The following is a 19,830-nucleotide window of genomic DNA, read 5'->3' on the forward strand; positions in this document are numbered from 1 at the left end:
AAGCCGACGAATTCGACATGGAATATACGCGCTGAAACAAGGAGTTATTTAATCTCATTCCTCTTTCGATACGGAAACGGAGACATGCCGGCATGCTTCTTGAACACCTTGCTGAAGTAATTCTCATCGTCGTAGCCGAGCTGATTGGCGATCTCCGCTATCGGCATGTCGGTGCCGGAGAGCAGCGCCTTGGCCCGCTCCATTTTTAAATCGGTCAAATAGGTTACGATCGTCTTATGGTACGTCACCTTGAACTTCTTGGAAATGTACTGCGGACTGAAATGGAACTGCTCGGCCAGCCGGGAGAGCGATACGTCCTCATGAAAATGGCTGTCCAAATAGTCCTTGATCTCTTCCATACTGCTGCCGGACGAAGCTTGCTGCGTCATATGATCGATCAGTAAATGAACCTGGCCGATCAGCACCCGCTCCCATTCGTCCAAATCGTTGATCCACATCGGCAAAAAGGCCGACTGCGCCATGCCCTGCGGTATCGAAGCCAGCTGGCTCCACCGGCCGAGAAGCAGATTGGCCTCCATCGTGCATACTTGCAGCTCCTTAAGCTGCAATGTTCCGTGGCTCCGGAGCATGTGAACATGCTTGCGCAGCAGCTCGGTTGCGAACGGCTTATTGCCGGATTCAATCGCTTTTTTGAGCAAAAATTGCTCATTCATCAGCTGCGGAAGCTCGCCGGTTGCCGGTATGGACGCTTTGACGCTGTTGGTCCCGTTGGCCTCGTCGCTCAGCACGTCCCCGCTAAGGAGCCTCGCTCTCGCCTCCCCGATCACCGTGTGAATATGCTCAAGCTGAGCACGCGCAGCGCTCGCGCCGATCAATACCTCCAGCCGCAGCGTTTGCTGCCAGGCCCGCTTCAAGCGCTCCAAGTAAAACCTGTGATCCGCTTCGCCCGCACCCATAGCTTCACCGTCCATGACGAGCAGCCATTGATAGTCGTCCAGCCGACACAAGGCACTGGCCATAGGTCCTCCCAACGTATAGCGGGCAACATTGTCCACAGCAAACGAGAAGAGCTCCTCGTCCATCATGAACCGTTCGCTTAAAATCTTCATCCGGTTTTTGGGCAGGATGAGAGCGGTTTTCAGCGTTCTGCCGGCGAGGCCGCGCTTCTCCGCGATTTGCCGGATCGACGATGTGAACGGCGCTTCGCCACGGAAGTAGGCTGCGAGCTTCTTATCGCCCACCATTTCGTCGGCTTTACGCACCAAATAGCTCTGTTCTACGTCGATCTGCTTCGTACCCGACTTTTCCCGCCAGGCTTGAATCGCCTTTTGGAGCGCTTCCTCGACGTCCTTTCGCCGAAACGGCTTGAGAATATAGTCCACTCCGTTCGCCTTAATGGTAGCGCGCGTATATTCGAAATCGCCGTATCCGCTAATAACGACGACCTGCGTGTTAAGTCCTTCCTCCCTGATTTTGTCCAGCAGCTCGATCCCGCCCATGACAGGCATTTTCATATCGCAGAACAGGACGGCCGGCTTGAAGCTTTTCAGCTTCTCCAGCGCTTCCATTCCGTTCTCGGCCATATGCCTTTCGGTGATGCCGAATTTCGCCCAATCGATGGACAGCTCGATGCCTTCTCTTACATGCTCTTCATCGTCAACAATCAGCACATTCATCTCAAGTTCCCTCCTGAATCGGAATGATTAGCACGATTTCTGTCTTCTCATACGGCTTGCTCTCCATAGTCCAAGCGAACCCGTCGCCGTATGTAATCCTGAGCCGCTGCAGCACGTTGATTAACCCGATGCCGTCTTCCTCCGGCTGCAGAAGCCGCTGCTTGGCGAATCGTTGCTTCAGCTGTTCAATAGCCGTTTGATCCATTCCCCGGCCGTTATCGATAATGCGAAGGATCAGCGCATCGTCCATCGTAATCTCCAGGCGGATGGCCCCTTGACCTGTCCCGCTTTCGATGCCGTGTACAATGCTGTTTTCCACCAAAGGCTGCAAAATCATTTTGGGAACCATCCTCTTCGCTGCAGACGACTCACAATGTATCGTATACGTCAGCTTGTGCTTAAAACGGGATTCCTGAAGCGACAAATAATCGCGAATATGATCGAGTTCCTTCTGCAGCGCTACCGTCTCCGTATCCAGATCCATGCTGTATCGCAAAATCGCCCCGAGCTGGGATATTTTATCGCTGATTTCCTCTATATTATGGCGAAGCGCCGTCGTACCTATCGATTGCAGCGTATTGTACAAAAAATGCGGATTGATCTGCGCCTGCAGCATTTTGAGCTGTGCCGTCGAGATTTCAATCCGCTGCTGGTACTCCCGGATAATCATCTCCTTCAAATTGCGCACCATCGTCTGAAAGCGCAGCTCCAGAATGCCGATTTCGTCCTCACGCTTCTTGAACTGCTCCACGTCGAATTGTCCGATTTCCACGCGTGTCATATTGCGGATCAGTCTTTTGATCGGTGCGATGGTGGAATAAGACAGAATGACCGTAAACAAAATAACGAAAGCAAGCGCAATAAATTGGATAACCATGGAGCGATCCAACGTTTGTTTGGCCGCCTGATTGATGAACGTGGAGGGAATGAACTTTACTATCGTCAGCGGCATCTCGAGAAAACGGTCGCTCACCGCAAGAAAGACCCCCTGTTCTCCCCTGAACTGTCCATTCCAGTGAGTCTGCTGCGGCTCTTTCGTAATGTCCCTTAAAGTCGTCTCATCCAGATGAGGGGCGGATTCCTCACTCGATGCATAAATCAGCTGTTGGCTGTCGTTCATATAAATAAACACCGATTCATGATCGGGGTCGAGCAGCTGCGTACTGAGCCGTTTAATTTCGTCCATGGTAAAATACATCGACAGCAAGCCGAGCACATTCGGCTTCGGATAGTCAATCAGCTTGCGGTTAATAACTAGAAACCGGCTGTCATTCATTACCTTTGTCTCGTAAACGGGCAAATTCGTCCATTCGTCCTTAACATTCGGCGGAAGCTGCGGCTGCTGCGGCGAGCTCCATACCGAGTAGTTGAATTTGATATATTGTTGTCCGCTCATTGCGCTGTAATAGTTAACGAGCTTGATTTCCGGGCGGCTGAAATATAAGAAGGCGAGCTGCCGGTCGATATAGGAGCCGCTGTCAAAGTCCGGCTTATCGAGCCATAAATAATTGATCAAGCTTTGATCGTAATACCACGAAACGGAAAGCTGGTTGAGCTCTTGCAAATATTTTTTCAAATTGTCCATGCCGATGTTCATCGTCTTATGGTTTAACTCAATCATATTGGCCTCTAGGGCGGCGGAGGTGGAACGATACGAAATCAGATTGGAGCAAGTGAAAGGAATGACTGTAGCCATCAGCATCCATACGAGCAATTTCACGAGCAAGCTGCGCTTGTACATTGTAGTCACCGGCCTATGCTAGTTTTGAAAGCGTTTTAACATTATAGCAAACATCCCGAAACAAAGGATATGTAAAATGTGAGATAAGAACTGGATTATTTTAATCACTTTTGGCGACGGGAGCAGTAACTGAAGCATAACAACAAAAAAGCTCCGTAACGGTGTTTATCCACCGCTCGGAACGTTCTATATACCGGTGCTGCAGAATCTCATAATAGTCGTTCTTTAATAGACGCTTTTAAATGACGATAATTTTCGTTTATCATCTCAATTTCACTTTCTCTGCTGTCAGACCCGTCGATATTGTACTTACCTTGATGTACCCCGTATAGATTATAAGCTTGTTGCTGTTCATTCCAAGTTAAAAGAAAGATATATGTTTTGAGGCTCTCAGCTTTCCGGTATAGTCCGGTTGGGAATTCTGTTTTCCCGGGCTTGAGTCCATTATCTGTAATGTACGTCGGCTCTATTATGGATATTGATTGGGAAGAAGTAACCCTATTGTCATATTTTGGAACTTGATCAATTCTGTAAACATTCGTTTACGTTCTATTCCTATTTTCTCTGCAAGAACATAAGTTTTAGGTTGTGAATTGGAGGTCACAGTCGCTTTTACGATAAGGTTAACTTGAGGATGATTTATTAAATCATCGACATTGGAAAAGGGGATCACCCAAGCTTGTGTACCGACTTCGTTAACTGTTATTTGTTGATCTGCATACAAGTACCAGGCTATAGAAATGAGACATAAACCAGGTATTGAGAAAAGTGATTTTCTTCTCACAATCGCTCCCTCCTTAAGGTAATAATAGACTATTTTCAGCTCGAAAACGATACCCGCCCGTACGATAAAAATGCTTTCAAGAAAAGAAAAATCACCTTTCTCCATACCGTGCAGGCCACAGAGAAAAGTGATTTTCTTCTTTTGCTATTTTACATAAATCGGAGTTACCTTAAAGTTGTCGATCATACTTTCGCTGTTGAAGCTTCTAACTCCCACCCTGCCTTGAGTGAACGCCGTTCCGCTTCGATCGGTGTAGTCAATAACAGGCGAGTCTACGCCTTCGACATAAACCTGGATCCTCGCGCCGCTTACAACGACCTTCAAATGCTGCATCGTGCCGGCCATCCCGGCTCGTTCTGCTTTGGTCAACAATTGAAAGTTATAGTTAAACTTGCCCAAGAATACACCCTCTGGTGTCAAGTAAGCATAGTAGCCCTGGAAAAAATCGTCCCGGTTCTGATTGTATTCCGTTCCGTCAGCCGGGTTGTTCACACGGAAAATAATCCCCGCACTGCCTCCAGCCGGCGTTGCCCCGCCTAACTGAATATCCGACTCTACAATATAGTCCGACCACCTGCTGTCGCCTAGGACGGATTTCGGATACCCCTTCGGACCGGATTTATATACGCCTTGTTTGGGGACGGTCGGGTCATTATGGAACCGGAAGCTGTAAAAGTCGAATTCGCCGGTGACAATCTCCACTTTGATGGTGTGACGGCCTGCAGGAAGGGTAATCCCGTCCTTCGATACCGTCTTCCACACATGGAAGCCTCCCGTATTAGGAATATCGATGATCCCGGTCAGATCGGTCTGATCATCGAGCCACAGCCTGACTTGGCTGCCTTCCATCCCTGTAGCCAACCGCAAATCCAGCTTGTATGTACCGGCTTCGGCGACATTCACGTCGTATTTCAGCCATTCGCCGGTTTGGTTCCAGCCCGTTGTGTATCCTTCCGGAAGCAAGCGGATATCGACGTCATCGGTTCGGTATAAGCCGCGTATGTTGTCCGCTGTGTTGTCATGGTACGCGACACCTTCCCCGCCGTTCATATAATCCACCGCCAGTACGGTTCCGGGTAACGCTTGGGGGTTATTTAAAGTCTGAAACGAGAGGCTGGCGAAATCATATTCCCCCTGAACGATTTCCACCTTAAGAGTATGATCGCCTTCCGGAAGCATCAGGCTTCCGAGCTGGACGTTCTTCCAGTTGTTCCAGCCTCCGGTATTCAGGATATCCACGACTCCGGTCAAGTCGGTTACATCATCGAGCCACAAGCGGATTTTTCCGCCATCCAGCGCCGTTGCTACCCGGACGCTAGCTTCATAAGCGGCAGATTGGCTTACGTTCACGTTGTACTTCAACCACTCGCCGGTCTGGTTCCAGCCTACGTTCCAGCCGCCCTTCGGATTGACGCGAATGTCGACCCTGTCATCACGGTACTGTCCGCCGATATTCGCCGGCGTATTGTCGTGATAGCCTACGCCTTCGCCGCCTGTGTTGTAATGAACGGCTTCCACGAGGCCCGGGATCGTTGCGGGTACCTCGTAGGATACGAACTTCAGCCTTGCAAAATCGTATTCCCCTTTATACGTATCGAATGTAACGGTATGCCGGCCCTCCGGCAAATACACGTCCTTGGATACGGAGGTTTGCCATGTGTTCCAATTCGCAGTTGCCGGAATCCGGATCGGACCGGTTGTTAGATCCGTCCGATCATCCAGCCATATACGCGCTTGATTATCGCTGAAGGTCGTAGCCGCCGTGACCTCGACCCGGTACGTTCCGGCACGCTTCACATCGATGTTGTATTTGTACCATTCGCCGGCTTTGTTCCAACCGATGTTCAGCCCATTGAAATTGGTGTTCGTGCGTATATCGACGGAATCGCTCCGGTAAGTGCCCCCGATGTTCTCGGGAGTGTCGTCGTGATAGGCAATTCCTTCACCGCCCGTATTGTAAAAAGGCGCTTCGATAATGCCCGGCACCGGCTTGGGAATGTCAAACGGAAGCTCCTCCCCTGTGTCCACCCGCCAGACTGGCTCGAACTTGGACCAGCCGGAATCGTCGCCGTCATTGAAGTCGTCGGACACGGACAGCGTTTCGGCCGTTCGGCTAAACTTTAATGAACCAAGCTCGAGCGGTTTTCCAGCTGCCGTCACCTTGAGTTTATGCAGTCCTTGCGGCAATTTGACATTCGACACGATCGCATTGCTCCACTGATCCGCACCGCCTGTTGCAGGAAGCTGCACCAGAACCGGCTTCTCGTCCGATTCCTCTAGCTCCAGCTTGATTCGGGTATCCGCTGCCGCCGCATATCGGATGACGACCTGATAGCTTCCCGCTTCGGCTACGTTGATGTTATACTGCAAATTTCCCTTATCGAACGATGCGACATGATAGCTGCCGTCTGCATCTTTTTTGATCTGAATCGGGTCATGCTTGCGATCGTCTTTGTCCAACTTATCGGTTCCGCGCGGTAAATAATGGACGGCTTGAATATCTCCCGGAATCGGCTTGTAATCGGTATTGGCGTGGCTGCCTCCCACCTTGCCGCTAAAAGCGACATAACCAAAATCCGCATGCGCATCCGTCGTCATATAGCCGATTCTTCCTTTGCCCAGACGTTCGACGGAACGAGTCTGTTTGAGCATGCCATCCACATAGATGCGATAGTCTGCGCCTTCCTTTTCCACACGAATTTGATGCCACTTCGTATAATCGTAACCGGCCGGAAGCGGAGTTGTTACCCGTTCCATATCTTTGCCCCCGATGCGGAGCGTGGTCTCCAGCCGATTGTGGTTACGGTTCAGGACGGCAGTAGCGTAGTTATTCTCATTGACATAGGAAAAAACCGCACCCATCAGCGGATTAGCGCTGCTGCCCTGCTCTACCTGCTTCAAGTTGAACTCTGCCGTGAAGTCGTCGTCTGTTGCTTGCCGGGACAAGAGCATAGCGGATCGTTCCGGCTCTCCCAATGCTTCTTGAGATAACGTGCCTTCCTCCAGGATTCCCCAACGTCCTCCACCGACCGCTTTCCAATCATCTCCCAACTCGTTTCGCTTGAACCTGTCGCTAAAGTCGGGCATGGCCGGGTCAGGCTGCTCGGCTGTCGTAGGACCGAGCACAAGCATGTTGTCCCCGTTCCAGGCGATCCGATCCATGTTCAGCTGCCGTCCCGGATTGGCGTGGCTGTGGTACACGATATAATCGGTGTCCAGGTCGGGACCGCGGACGATCGTGTTATGTCCCAGACCGACATGGTTCCCTTCCGTAGACAAGAGAATCGGATTCTGCGATACCGCCGGCACAAACCCCTTGAGCGGATTCGTGCTGCTTGCGTAGTCTACACGGTAGGCATCGCTCCAGATGTGGTTTCCGGTGTAGGTCATATAATATTTCCCATGACGCTTGATGACGGTCGGCCCTTCCGTCCAGCCCTTCATTGCGGCTCCGGTATTCGACTTTTCCCCGAATGTATATGGATCGGACATCGGCCGGACATCGATATTTCCGCTGCCTGTACTGTAGAAATACCACTGCCCGTCATCGTCGATGAACACATGTCCGTCAATGCCGGTGACTTTGCTGCCCGTTTGAGCCGTGAAGGGCCCTGTTGGACTGGAGCTCTTCAATACGCGATGACCGCGAGGCGTGCTGCCGTCATCCTGAAGCAGCGCCGTGTACATGTAAAACTCGCCGTTCCAGTAAACCACCTCGGGAGCGTAGGCTCCCTTCGTAACCGGCTCGGTGGCGCATAACCCGCGGTATTCCCAGTGAACCAAATCCTCCGACGACCATACCTTCACTCCAGGCTTATCGTCAACCGTACTGGTGTACAAATAATAGGTTCCGTTAAATTTCAAGATGAAGGGATCGCCTTCCCCGTAAAAGTTCCCGTTATCCCAACGCCACGATTCGGGCACCGTTTGCGGATTGCTGTAAGTGAATCCTGCTGCAGGAAAAGATAGGATCAGAATAAATGCAAAGAGACCCGTCAGCCATGCTCTCATTAAACATCAGTTCCTTCCATGCGGATTCATTGATAGGTGCGAAATTCATGAGAATGAATCTCTCCCTATCAGCACAAATCGTTCTCTCCGGCTCCTCTGTCCCCGCTGCTATTCTCGGGTGACTTCGAGAACGTAGACGGAGGTCGCTCTCAGTGAGCAATTCACCTGACCTTGCGAAATAGGCAAATCATGAGCCTCGCATATAACGGCTTCCGGCTGGTGTACACTGTTTATCGCTTCATAATGCTCCGCCGTCAATTCAAGCAGCCGGGCTGTTCCCGTCTCGGCGAAGCCGCCTAGCTTGACTTCGGTCATCGTATGTTCCAGCCCACGGTTCACTATAAAGATCGATAGCTTGTCTCCATGCTCACTTATGCAAGCCACAACGTCCAAATTCGGTAAATCGCCGGGCTGCGGCGCGCCAGGCACAGGGCTGCTCAGCTTGTAGCTCCCGCATTCGATCCGGCTCTGAACGACATGCCCCAAATTCCGATTGGCATACATTTTCATCATGTGATAGGTCGGGGTTCCGTAGACGGTTAAGGATTTCCCGCTCCAGCCCTTCGATTTCCCGCGAAACTGATCCGCGTAATAATCCCCTACCCGGATGCATCCGCCAAGCCAGCCGTTGACCAGGTCCGAAAAGCTGCCGATCTCGATCAGGTCGCTGTTGCGAATAAATTCGTTCAAATTCGCCGCATTTGCCACCGCCGCTTCCAACGTGTGCTCATTGGGGAGACCTTTGCGGACGGTATTCGGATAATACATGGTGTTATACTCCGTAATAGCCAATTTGAGATGGGAATACCTTGGATCCGATCCGAACATCTCCCTTATCTGCCGGATCGACTCTCTTGTCCACTCCGGATAGGAAACGATCGCTTTATACCGCTCTTCTGCGGGCGTGCGGCTGTTCATTCCGAAACGGTTGTAACCGTGGTACAAGTGGAGCGTTACATAATCCATGTGTTCGGCGGCCCGCTCGAGCAATGCACGGTTCCAATCCATCCTCGTATCCCCGCAGGCGAGCAGCACAATGCCGGGATCAGCGGCTTTCATGGCTTGGGCAAAGCGCACGTACCGTTCCGCAAACTGCTCGGCATTGCAATGACCGACCTGCCACGGCCCCCATACCTCGTTGCCGATCTCCCAATATTTCACGCCGTATGGTTCGGGGTGACCGTTCTCCGCTCGCAGCCTCCCCATCGGCGTGTCGGCGCCGCCGTTGCAATATTCAATCCATTGGGCCGCTTCTTCCGGCGTTCCCGAGCCGTCATTGACACAAATGAGCGGCTCCACGTTCAAATCGCGGCAAAACCGGATGAACTCATCCGTGCCGAAGTACTTGCTCGTCCAGCCTCCCCATGCCTCGTTGACGACGCATGGCCGCTCGTACACAGGACCGATAGCCTGCTGCCAGTGATAGGCGCTGATATAATTTCCCGCCAGCCTCATCATGCCGGCGTTCAGCTCCTTGGCCATATCGATGACTTCCTTGCGGACATTGCCGACACTGTCCGATGGCAACAGCGAGATATGGTCGAGCCACAGCATCCCCGTCGATACATGATCGAGCCACCGGTCGTGCTGAGAGGGGACATACAGCCGGAACTCCGCATGCTCGCAATCCCTCTCTATGGTGAGGCTCGTTTCATAATGAAGCCAGTCGTGGCTGACCAGATCGATTCGCGACCGGCTAAGCACTTCTCCGCTCATCCTGTCCGCGATTTCGGCAATGACGAACTTGATATCGACGGATGCTCTTGCATACAGCTCCATACGGTAGCCACGAGGATCCCGCTTTACGGCTATAGCCTGGCTTACGCCTGCATAGCCTTCGTCATCGCTATACATGCGTACTCTCTGACTGTGTCCGGAATGATGCGCAGCAGCGGGCTCGAGAGTATACATGGTGTTTTTCCCATTCGTATACGGGCGCCATTGGCCGGAAAGCCCCCTGTATACTTCGTCCGTACTTTCAAAATCCATATCCGTAAGGGGATATGCCAGCATGGCGTCCATGTGGTCGCGGATGTCTTCTACAAAGTGTCCGAATAAATAAGGGTTAATCTTGTGTTTGCCTACCTGATCCGGCATCACCCGGATTGTGGCTGTTGAATTCATCATCGAAATGGGACTCCCTTCCCTTCGTTTATCCTTTCAAAGAACCGATCATAACGCCTTTCACAAAATGCCGCTGCACAAACGGATACATCAGCAGCACCGGCAGGCTGGAAATGATGATGACCACATACTTGATGCTTTCGGCCAGCAGCACTTTGGATTCCAATCCTACGTTACTGTCGACGGCATCCGCCTGGCTCACCATAAGCACCTCGCGCAGCACGAGCTGCAGCGGATACAGCTCTTTGTTACGAATGTAGATCAAGGCGTTGAAGTACGAGTTCCAGTGGCCGACCGCGTAGAACAGGACCATTACCGCCAATATCGGTTTGGATAAGGGCAATATAACATGCGTGAGCAGCTTCCAGTTGGAGCAGCCGTCCATATGGGCCGCCTCCTGGAGTTCCCAGGGGATACTCGATTGAAAATACGTTCTCATGACGATCAAGTTATAGGTGGCGACGGCGCCGGGAATAATCAGCGCCCACATCGTATTAACCATGCCCAGACTCTTCACGAGAAGATACGAAGGAATGAGGCCTCCGCTGAAAAACATCGTCAGCGTAACGAAGAACATAATGCCTCCCCTTCCGGGCAAATCCGGCCTGGAGAGCGGATAGGCAGCAAGCGTCGTCATGATCAGGTTGATCGCTGTGCCTACAGCCGTATATATAATGCTGTTCAAGTAACCGTTCCAGATCTGCTCGTTCTCAAATACATTCTTGTAGGCTTCTAAAGTCACTTGCTTCGGCAGCAATAGCACCTCGCCGTTCAGCACCAGAGCCGGGTCGCTGAAGGAAGCGCTGACAATAAACAAAAGCGGATACAATACCGCTACCAGCACTAGTGCGGCCAGAGTATTCACGATGGCATCGAATACCTTTTCATCCGAATGCCCCTTCTTGAGCGTATGTTCCCTCATCGCTGATTCCTCCTCACCATAAGCTCGTCTCCGCTTTTTTACGGGCAAATCGATTGACCAGCACCAGCAGCGCCAAATTGACTAGAGAGTTAAATAAACCTATGGCTGCCGTATAGCTGTACTCTCCTTTCAAAATGCCTGTGGTGTAGACAAAGGTAGAGATGACGTCGCTGGATTCCAAGTTCAAATTATTCTGCATAAGCAATATTTTCTCGAAACCAACGTTCATAAAATGCCCGACATCAAGAATCAGCAAGATCACGATGACCGGCAAAATACCTGGAATCGACACGTGCCAAATGCGCTGCAGCCGGCTGGCCCCGTCCATTTTGGCCGCTTCATACAGCTGCGGGTTGACTCCGCTAAGAGCCGCAATATAAATGATCGATTGCCATCCCATATTTTGCCATATATTGGATCCGATGAAGATTGTCTTAAACCAGCCGGCCGAATCAAGAAACCGTATGGGCTCTGAGCCGAACGCCTGAAGGATGGCATTCACCGGACCGCCCCGCGGAGACAGAAACAGCATCAGCATGCCGACCATAACGACTACGGAAATAAAATGCGGGATATAAGTCACGTTTTGCACGAGCTTGCTGAACGCTTTGCTGCGAATTTCATTAATAAGCAAGGCGAGCAGGATCGGGACCGGAAAAGCAATGAGCAAGGAGAATAAATTAATCGAAACGGTGTTCCACAGCAGCCTCCAGAAATAGTAAGACTCCACAAAGCGCTCGAAATGATCGAGTCCCACCCATTTGCTTGCGGCGATTCCCTTTGCCGGGTTGAAGTTTTTGAATGCGATCTGCAAGCCGTACAAAGGTCCATAGTGGAACACGAGATACCAAACGATCGGAACCAGCAGCATCAGGTACAGATCATACCTGCTCCCCACCGCCTTCCAAAGGCTGGAGCGCCTCGTTTTGGATCGAGACGCCGTGCCTGCCGTGTTCGCTGTTATCTTCATCTGCAGCCCTCCCAACCAGCATGGGTTCTTATTTTTGCTTTTTCAGGTTATCGTAGGCTGCCTGATACAGCTTTTGCAGCTCGTCAATGTTCATTTTCTTCAAAGTGGCCTGGAATTCTTCCCACTTGTCGAAGCTAAGGGCTCCCGCTATAAACTTAGTGCTCTGCTCTTCGTAATATTTATCGATATCGTTGCGCAGCACGTTGATTTTTTGCGCGGTTTCTTCATCGAACATAGGGGCCGCATAGCGGATTTTCGGCATGTATGGGTCCAGCTTCTTTTGAGCATCCTGAACCTGCGGCGGATTGATGTAAGAAGCGACCTTATCGCTGATCAGATGCGGCGCCCCGCCTCCTGCATAAGGCGTAATTTTCGATTGGTTGCCTGTGGCAAGGAATGCATCCGTATAATAAGGAATCCCGTCGCGCAATTCATAGTTTTCTCCTTGACGGCCGAAACGAAGCTTGGTGGAGCCTTCGTCGCCGAAGAAGTAATCGATCCAGCGCATGGTTGCTTCGGGATATTTGTTAACCGAGGTGATGGCAAAGGCGCCAAAGTCCCTCGGCACCGGAGAGGCGAGCTGCAATCGGTCGCCATGAGGCCCTTTTACAGGAGCTGTACCAATATATTGGTCCGATACTTTACCATCCAGCATGGGATTGTTCGTCTGGTCAAAGAAGTAACCTGTATTTCCCGTCCCTTGTTTGGCCAAATATTGCGCTTCCTTCTGGGTAAACAGCTCCTGATCCAGCAGCTTTTCCGAATAAAGCTTGTTCAAATACATTAATAATTCCTTATTCTTATCGCTGCCCATCCAAATACTTACCTTATCGTTAGCCAAGTTGATGTTATAGCCGAGCTGGAAATCCAAGCCGAACGACCCGGCCATGACGGGGACGATGCTTAGACCGTTTCGGGCTGTCATCGGAATCTCATCCTGCTTGCCGTTGCCGTTCGGATCCTTATCGCGAAACGCTTTCAAAACCTCGTACAGTTCGTCCGTCGTCTCAGGCTCCTTGAGATTTAATTTCTTCAGCCAGGCTTGATTCATCCACCGTTTGTCGGTTCGTGCCGACCCCACCGTCACAATGCCCGGGATGGCATAAATATGCCCTTCCGGAGTTGTAATTGCAGAGCGTATCTCCGGATACGTTTCCATCAGCTTTTTCAGATTTGGAGCGTAGGCATCGATCAGCTTCTCCAGCGGGATCAATTGTCCACCGGATCCATAGCGGATAGCCTCCAAAGGAGTAAGTCCGGAACGGTACAGCGCATCCGGCAGCTCATTTGACGCAAAGAGCAGGTTCTTCTTCTCATTGAACCCGTCCGTCGGCGCCTCGATAAACTCTACCTGGATGTTGCTCATCTTCTCATAGTCCTGAAACACCGGCATATCCTTGAAAGGTCCGTTGCTTGGAGCGATTCTTGTGAACATCTTCAGCTTAATCGGTTCCTTGACAATGGGAAAACCCGCCGCAGCCACATTGTTTGCAGTCTCATCTTTCGCCTTGTTCCCATCATCGTTACCAGAATTATTCGAATTGCAGGCGCTAAGCGTTAATCCGGATACGACTACGGTAGAAAGCAGTACTGTCCCCCAATTTCTTTTCATCCTTCTATTCCTCCCATCAAGTGGTTCCCCCTCTGAAAAGAAAGCGTTTTCCATCGGAGCTGATCTCATTGTAACCGTTTTTTTTGTTCTTGCCCGTTCCAAATTTATGACTTTCCATTCTACTTATTTGACGGTTTCAAACGATCTGCGTACACCTGAGGGGTCATCCCCGTTATACTCTTGAACACCTTGAAAAAATACGTGTAATTCAAAAAGCCGACTTGGCTGCTGATTCGTCTCAAGGAATAGGAGCCGGACTCTATCAGCATGCAGCTTGTTTTGATGCGGTGCCGGTTCAAATATTCGGTGAACGTCATTTGTGTCTCCTCTTTGAACAATCTGCTTAGGTAGGACGGATTCAAGCTAAGGGCCTGTGCCGTAATTTCCAAAGAAATATTGGAGGCATAATTGTCCGTTATGAATTGAACGGCTTTCGTAACATGCCGCGAGTAAGGCCCTCCAGCGTATTGCTGCTTAATAGCTTCTACGACGCGTCCGTAGTATTGAATCAGCCACTGTTCAAGCTCGCCGATGCTTCCTATTCGTCCCAGATCGCTCCGCGACGGAAGGTGATGGTTTCCATCCATTGGCACTTGGGAAAAATACCGTTTCCAGACCATGTCTACCATATGAAGCATTTCGCGCACCAGCATTTGTACCGCCATGGAATAGACCGGCAGCTCCTGTACCGGAGCCAAAACGGCTATAATCACCTGGTTAATTCGTTCTTCATCCAATTGCTCCAAATAAAGCAGCAGCTGCTTCTGCTCCTCTAACAGCAAGGACTCCCGCAAGACGGATGGGCCTGTATTTGGATACAGCAGCTCTTTAATCTGTTGACTGGCATTGTCGAAGCTGCCCCCCAATTGCTTCACCCCTCCACAGAGCGGCCCTGCAGCATAAATGCATTTCAAATTGAGAAATTTGTCGAGCGCGTGGGAGAGTCCGGTGAGCTGCTGATGGATATGAGCGTTCACAGCATGCTCGCTGCGCTCCGCAGAAGAGAACACAACGATAAAGCGACCCTCACCCACGTAAGCTACCGTCCTTTTATGGATATCGCCAACCGCCATTTGCATCACGTCCTCCGCCTGCTGCACAAAGCGGCTTTTCTGCACATCGGTAAGGGAGTCCGTCAGAAGCAAAAAAGGAATGATCTGCACGGCAGCGGCTCCAAACTTGACGGAATCGGCATAGAGCCGATTTTCCCGGGCATACGATTCCAGCGCCGCTCCGGCTTCATGCGCATCTCTGGCTAAGCCCGACACATACTCGCGATGAATGACCGGGCTCAGCCTTTCAATGATTTTGGATTGAGCGCTGCGGGCTTCATGCTCCCGTTCTTCGAATTGCAAATCCTGAACCGCTTTGTTCAGCAGCGACAAGAGAGCTGCCGCATTTAAGCGATGCTTAAGCAAATAGTCCATGGCCCCGTTGGTCAGGCATGCCCGGACGTAATCGTAATCGTCAAAGCTGCTCAGCATGATCATTTTCACTTTGGGGTAACGTTCCTTTATGATACGGCTAAGCTCCACTCCGTTCATGGACGGCATGCTTACATCCAGGATGGCGATATGAGGGACGAGCTGCTCCATCATGGAAAGCGCAAGCGGCCCGCTAGATGATTCGCCGCATAGGGTGAATCCATGCTTTTCCCAATCGATCAAACCTTTGACATCGTTGCGTGCCAATGCCTCATCGTCAACCAATAATACCCGAAACATCGGTTCTCCCCCCTGCTTCCAAACCATGAATTTCTTAACCTACTTCACTTTGATCCAGGAAAGGAAAACGGATTTGCACCCGCGTATACTGACCTGGCTCGCTATAGAGAAACACGCCGTACGACTCCCCGTACAGCCGTACAATGCGCTCATGCACGTTGCGAACTCCCATCCCGCTGAAGCGTGAACCGGCCTGGTCGCTTTTCGCTTCGAACAGCGCCTCTATCTGCTCCTTAGACATGCCTTTGCCGTTGTCGGTGACTTCGATGATCAGCTCTTGTCCTTCTTTATAGATTCGGATGACAACCAGACCGCCATGCTCCGCTGAAGTAATCCCATGAATGATCGCATTTTCCACGATAGGCTGCAGCATCAGCTTTAACACACGGCATTGCAGCAGCTCTTCATTTTCGATCTCCATAGTAACATCGATAGGCTCCACGTATTTGTACTTTTCAATGTTTACGTAGCTGCGAATGTACTGCAATTCTTCTTGCAGGGTAAGAAATTCGTTCGGGTTCCCCAGCACACCGCGCATCAGCTCGATGAGCGATTCCGATACTTCCACAATATTCGGCACTCCGTTCAGCTTGGCCAAATATTTAACCGTATTCAATGTGTTGTAGAGAAAATGGGGGCGGATCTGGGCTTGCAGCACGGCTAGCTCCGCTTCTCGCTTCTGTCTTTCTGTGGCCATAATCCCTTCAAGTAAGCGCTTTAATTCTTCGACCATCCGTCGGAATACCTGATAGAGCTGACCGATTTCGTCATTGGAGCGGATCTCCGCAGCGGGCAGTGTCATATTGCCGTCCATCACATGCTTCATCATAGATCGCAGCTTGCGGATATTTCTAGTAATTCGCGAGGAAACCTGTATTGTGCCGATAGCGATAATGATAAAAACGATAATGGCGACCTGAGCCAGCACATTGCGAATGCGCACCGTTTCATTCAACAGCGATTCCATAGGAACCAGTGCTAAGGTGGTCCATCCGGTATACTCCGATTTTCGGCTGATAACGAGATACGATTTTCGATGAATTACTTTTTCCACCGAGGCATTGGAACCGGCAAGCTCTTGACTCAGGCTTATAACCGTATCTTTGTCCAGTCCGGACGTCCCTGGCTCATAGATGAACTCGTTCTTGTCGTCGATTACATACAGCTTGCTGTCTGGAGTTGGCTTTACGTCGTAGGTCTTTTTGATGCTGTCGGCATTGAGGTCGAATAGGACGAGCCCTATCACTTTGCGGTTATACCGGAGCTCTCGCCCCGTAATAATGGAATCGTTGAAGCCCGTCTGATGGTAATACGCACGCCCTGAGCCATGCTGCAGGAAGTACTCCATCATCGGGGTGTTTAATACGGTTTTATCAAGCCAGGGAGAGCCGACGAAATACACTTTCCCGTTCAATCCGACGACGGCAGCCCGAGAAATATAAGGCTTGTAGGCTATCAAGGCAGATAGAAACTCCTCCAGCCGCTTCTGCTCCAAGAACCACTCATAGCTCGGCTCTTGGGTATCGCTCTGTAAGGTGGCCAGTACCGTATTATTGGTAGCGACAACCGTGTTGAGCCGTCCGATTTCTTCCAGCCGCACATTCACGGATTCATCAGCTTGTCTTATGCTTTCCATGACGGAAGTAAATGCGTTATTCTTGACCGTTTCTCTCATATACAGATACACAATACTCGTCACAGCAACAATGCCGAATAAAGTCACGAGACTGAAGGCGACGAAAATCTTTCCCTGGATGCTCACGCTTGGTGTAAACAGTCTTTTTAGCGAATATAGCCTCATGTACCCGCTCCTTCCCCGCTAAATGAATACAGGAAAAACAAGCACCCGGTCCGACCCGGAGCTTGATCCGTTGTTCTATATACTCGAGCAGGTTAATATACACAGCAATCATACAATGCGGGGTAATAAGTTTGAATACAGTTATTAGCACGAAAAGTGAGTATTTCCGACATGCGTAAAGCCTTGCATCCTCTATGCATTCTCGCCTGTATGTTGTGAATTGTTTCACAATTTGGATGGGATCGTCTCCATTCATTGCCTGTCTTCTTATGGGAAATGGCCTGCCATTAAGGCAGACCATTGCGTAAATTTAAACGCGAAATTTGGACAACAGCCCCTGCAGCTTCTCCGCCATCTGGGATAACGAAACGGCATACTTAGATAGATTTTCTATTGATGACAGCTGTTCCTCTGTTGCTGCAGATACGGTCTGAGATTCATTCAAGGCTCGTTCGGTCTTCTCAGAGATCAGCTGAATAGCCCCCGTAACTTGACCTTCAAAGTTCCCTTCCTAAGCATACCGATTGCTCCTCTCAATCTGTTTTACGAATCGTCATATCTTTGTCATTCACAATGACTTGATAGCTATCACCGCCACAGCTAAATTCATAGCTGGCAGCGCCCGTTAAGCGAATATCGACCACCGGCCTTTGAACGCCTTTATAAGGAACGAGTACCGTCAGATAAGTGACCGTGCCGCTCTGAATGCCATGGAACCGTACTCTTGTGGCGGCTCTTGCCACATCGTTGTCGTCGGACAGCCTTCCCGGCAGCAAATCAACTTCCTCCCATGGATACGAATAGATGGCGAGGTTCGCAATATCGCTTGCGGCTACGACTGCATCAGGGCCTGCCACTACTTCGGTAAAATCCAAATGGAAGTACCGCTCCACATCTTGCTGATCCAGTCCTTCAACTTGATCCGCAATGACTACTATTTGGTCATCAACGAGCGCGATATGGCGATGATGAACAGCCGGCTCATAATTCAAGTGGTAAGCGCTTGCGATTTGATAAAAGCCTCTGTCTTCCACATTGTAAATTTCCCCCGGCTTTTGCGGTCCGTACTTCCATGAACCCAAGTATTCGAAATGATCCCTTTCATCAATCAGAAGCGTGGAATGATAGTTGGCGCATTTAAACTGCCTCCGATCCTCATCCTCCCGATAACAAAAGAACCCTGGATCGCAAACCATATTTTTGCCAAGCGCCGTAAAGTCAAAGCTCATCAGATCGATATGCGCATGTACGTTCTGCACCGGGCTTCTGCACGTAAACAAGAAACTCAGCGCCTCGGTGTCCCATCCGCTGCGGATTATCGCTTGGTGAAGCGTCCGGTTCCAGAATGCCGTCAATTTATCGCACTCATAATGCTTGTCTTGAAGCGCGCGCAAATCCTCATGCAGCCTCTGTACATCCAAAGCACGCCATACATGCTTGCTTGCCTCATGAATAATCTTCTGATCATCAATCAGATTGGCGGCAAGTCCAAGCCAGGTCGGATCGTCCAATGCCATGTAGCCGTACACCGCACCCATAACCGCCAGATGATTCGCATAGGAATCTCCCACGGGGACACATTTTCCGGTCGGGCGCAACGAATAAATGGAGTAATCCAAATTTTTGCGCAGCAGCTCCATATACCGATCCGAGAAGCGAAAATGAAAACGCTTGGCAAGGACGACAGCCAGACCGAACCAAAACATGCAGCCATTGTGGTAGGATGGGCAGCCTTCGATCTGGCCGCCGTCTTCGGTCAATTGTGCCGAAGCGCATCTTTCGATCCCATCGATTGCAAAAGCCTTCCATTCCTCAGCTTCTTTCAGTTCTGGAAAATACAGCGCCGTTGTCAAAACACCGAGACATTCCATAAGAAAATGATTGTGATCCGCCTTGGGCCATAGAATCGGAGACACCTTGCGCAGTATTTTTATTTGTTTATATACAGCTCCCAAGTACTTCTCAAGCAATTCCTCCGTAAACATATCGGTATGTCCCAGATGCTCCAGCACGAGCGGCCAAGTCTTGTAATTCCGAATTCCCAGCTCCAAAGCCCGTAATGGATGGCATTGTGAGAAATATTCGATCGGATAGTCCGCCATGTCTTCATGGATTTCGACCGTTTCCATCCAATCCAGCATTTCCTCGATCACTTTGCGTCCATATTTGTCATCCCTCGTCAGAGAATAAGCTTGCAGCAGTTCCTGCCAGTGATTCATCCGATTGAGCTGCCAAAGAAATTCGTTGTCGTTATGTCTGTGTTCCAGCCAGCAGGGCGGGTTTCCGACAAATTCAGGCACACCGCCGGTACCCGGGAGTGTAATCATGCCTTTGTAAGCTTTCTCGGCGTTTGCTATCGTTTCTCGCGCTAGTTCCGGCATATGATCCATAATATAAGCGCTTTTAGTTTCCATAGGCTCTAATCTGGATCGGAGGCTGGACAGCAGCTCTCGTGTGGAAATCGGCTCTATTAACAAATTTTGTATACTCATTATGGTTTCCTC

The 19,830-nt window shown here is 50.5% G+C and carries 12 protein-coding genes; all 12 read right to left on the reverse strand.

The annotated features are described in order from the left end of the window. Positions 1-44: 44 nt before the first annotated feature. The 12 genes from ACFQ88_RS31520 to ACFQ88_RS31575 all read right to left on the reverse strand — a co-directional run bounded on the left by ACFQ88_RS31520 (position 45) and on the right by ACFQ88_RS31575 (position 19,818). Entirely contained in the window at positions 45-1,637 is a 1,593-nt protein-coding gene (locus tag ACFQ88_RS31520) for a response regulator transcription factor (RefSeq protein WP_379460710.1), read from the reverse strand. 1 nt (position 1,638) lies between these two features. Then, positions 1,639-3,378 carry a sensor histidine kinase gene (locus ACFQ88_RS31525; RefSeq protein ID WP_379460712.1) on the reverse strand — a complete coding sequence of 580 codons (1,740 nt, stop codon included), beginning with the start codon at positions 3,376-3,378 and terminating at the stop codon, positions 1,639-1,641. 469 nt (positions 3,379-3,847) lie between these two features. Continuing rightward, complete coding sequence (locus ACFQ88_RS31530; protein ID WP_379460714.1) at positions 3,848-4,162, reverse strand: hypothetical protein; 315 nt, start codon at positions 4,160-4,162, stop codon at positions 3,848-3,850. Positions 4,163-4,306: 144 nt separating this feature from the next. Further along, a complete protein-coding gene (locus ACFQ88_RS31535; RefSeq protein ID WP_379460716.1) occupies positions 4,307-8,173 on the reverse strand; it encodes a carbohydrate-binding protein in 3,867 nt (1,288 codons plus the stop codon). Between the two features lie 108 nt (positions 8,174-8,281). Next, the gene (locus ACFQ88_RS31540; protein WP_379460718.1) at positions 8,282-10,300 is read right to left on the reverse strand and encodes an alpha-L-arabinofuranosidase C-terminal domain-containing protein; all 2,019 of its coding nucleotides are present in this window, start codon (positions 10,298-10,300) and stop codon (positions 8,282-8,284) included. 25 nt (positions 10,301-10,325) lie between these two features. Continuing rightward, positions 10,326-11,219, reverse strand: a complete 894-nt coding sequence (locus ACFQ88_RS31545; protein ID WP_379460720.1) for a carbohydrate ABC transporter permease — start codon at positions 11,217-11,219, stop codon at positions 10,326-10,328. A gap of 13 nt (positions 11,220-11,232) precedes the next feature. Further along, a complete protein-coding gene (locus tag ACFQ88_RS31550; RefSeq protein ID WP_379460722.1) occupies positions 11,233-12,189 on the reverse strand; it encodes an ABC transporter permease in 957 nt (318 codons plus the stop codon). 28 nt (positions 12,190-12,217) lie between these two features. Further along, complete coding sequence (locus ACFQ88_RS31555) at positions 12,218-13,801, reverse strand: extracellular solute-binding protein (RefSeq protein ID WP_379460724.1); 1,584 nt, start codon at positions 13,799-13,801, stop codon at positions 12,218-12,220. A 119-nt stretch (positions 13,802-13,920) separates the two neighbouring features. Further along, the gene (locus ACFQ88_RS31560; RefSeq protein ID WP_379460726.1) at positions 13,921-15,525 is read right to left on the reverse strand and encodes a response regulator transcription factor; all 1,605 of its coding nucleotides are present in this window, start codon (positions 15,523-15,525) and stop codon (positions 13,921-13,923) included. Positions 15,526-15,559: 34 nt separating this feature from the next. Then, positions 15,560-17,326, reverse strand: a complete 1,767-nt coding sequence (locus ACFQ88_RS31565) for a cache domain-containing sensor histidine kinase (RefSeq protein WP_379460728.1) — start codon at positions 17,324-17,326, stop codon at positions 15,560-15,562. Between the two features lie 310 nt (positions 17,327-17,636). Next, entirely contained in the window at positions 17,637-17,771 is a 135-nt protein-coding gene (locus ACFQ88_RS31570) for a hypothetical protein (RefSeq protein ID WP_379460730.1), read from the reverse strand. 88 nt (positions 17,772-17,859) lie between these two features. After that, positions 17,860-19,818 carry a heparinase II/III family protein gene (locus ACFQ88_RS31575; protein ID WP_379460732.1) on the reverse strand — a complete coding sequence of 653 codons (1,959 nt, stop codon included), beginning with the start codon at positions 19,816-19,818 and terminating at the stop codon, positions 17,860-17,862. Positions 19,819-19,830: the final 12 nt, after the last annotated feature.

Origin of the sequence: Paenibacillus sp. NPDC056579 (genome assembly GCF_042793215.1) — a bacterium.
GTDB lineage: Bacteria > Bacillota > Bacilli > Paenibacillales > NBRC-103111 > Paenibacillus_S.

Bases quoted from the DNA above. Each gene is read 5' to 3' on its own strand.
- ACFQ88_RS31520 (WP_379460710.1), bottom strand. From the start codon at position 1,637: ATGAATGTGCTGATTGTTGACGATGAAGAGCATGTAAGAGAAGGCATC.
- ACFQ88_RS31525 (WP_379460712.1), bottom strand. From the start codon at position 3,378: ATGTACAAGCGCAGCTTGCTCGTGAAATTGCTCGTATGGATGCTGATG.
- ACFQ88_RS31535 (WP_379460716.1), bottom strand. From the start codon at position 8,173: ATGAGAGCATGGCTGACGGGTCTCTTTGCATTTATTCTGATCCTATCT.
- ACFQ88_RS31540 (WP_379460718.1), bottom strand. From the start codon at position 10,300: ATGATGAATTCAACAGCCACAATCCGGGTGATGCCGGATCAGGTAGGC.
- ACFQ88_RS31545 (WP_379460720.1), bottom strand. From the start codon at position 11,219: ATGAGGGAACATACGCTCAAGAAGGGGCATTCGGATGAAAAGGTATTC.
- ACFQ88_RS31550 (WP_379460722.1), bottom strand. From the start codon at position 12,189: ATGAAGATAACAGCGAACACGGCAGGCACGGCGTCTCGATCCAAAACG.
- ACFQ88_RS31555 (WP_379460724.1), bottom strand. From the start codon at position 13,801: ATGAAAAGAAATTGGGGGACAGTACTGCTTTCTACCGTAGTCGTATCC.
- ACFQ88_RS31560 (WP_379460726.1), bottom strand. From the start codon at position 15,525: ATGTTTCGGGTATTATTGGTTGACGATGAGGCATTGGCACGCAACGAT.
- ACFQ88_RS31565 (WP_379460728.1), bottom strand. From the start codon at position 17,326: ATGAGGCTATATTCGCTAAAAAGACTGTTTACACCAAGCGTGAGCATC.
- ACFQ88_RS31575 (WP_379460732.1), bottom strand. From the start codon at position 19,818: ATGAGTATACAAAATTTGTTAATAGAGCCGATTTCCACACGAGAGCTG.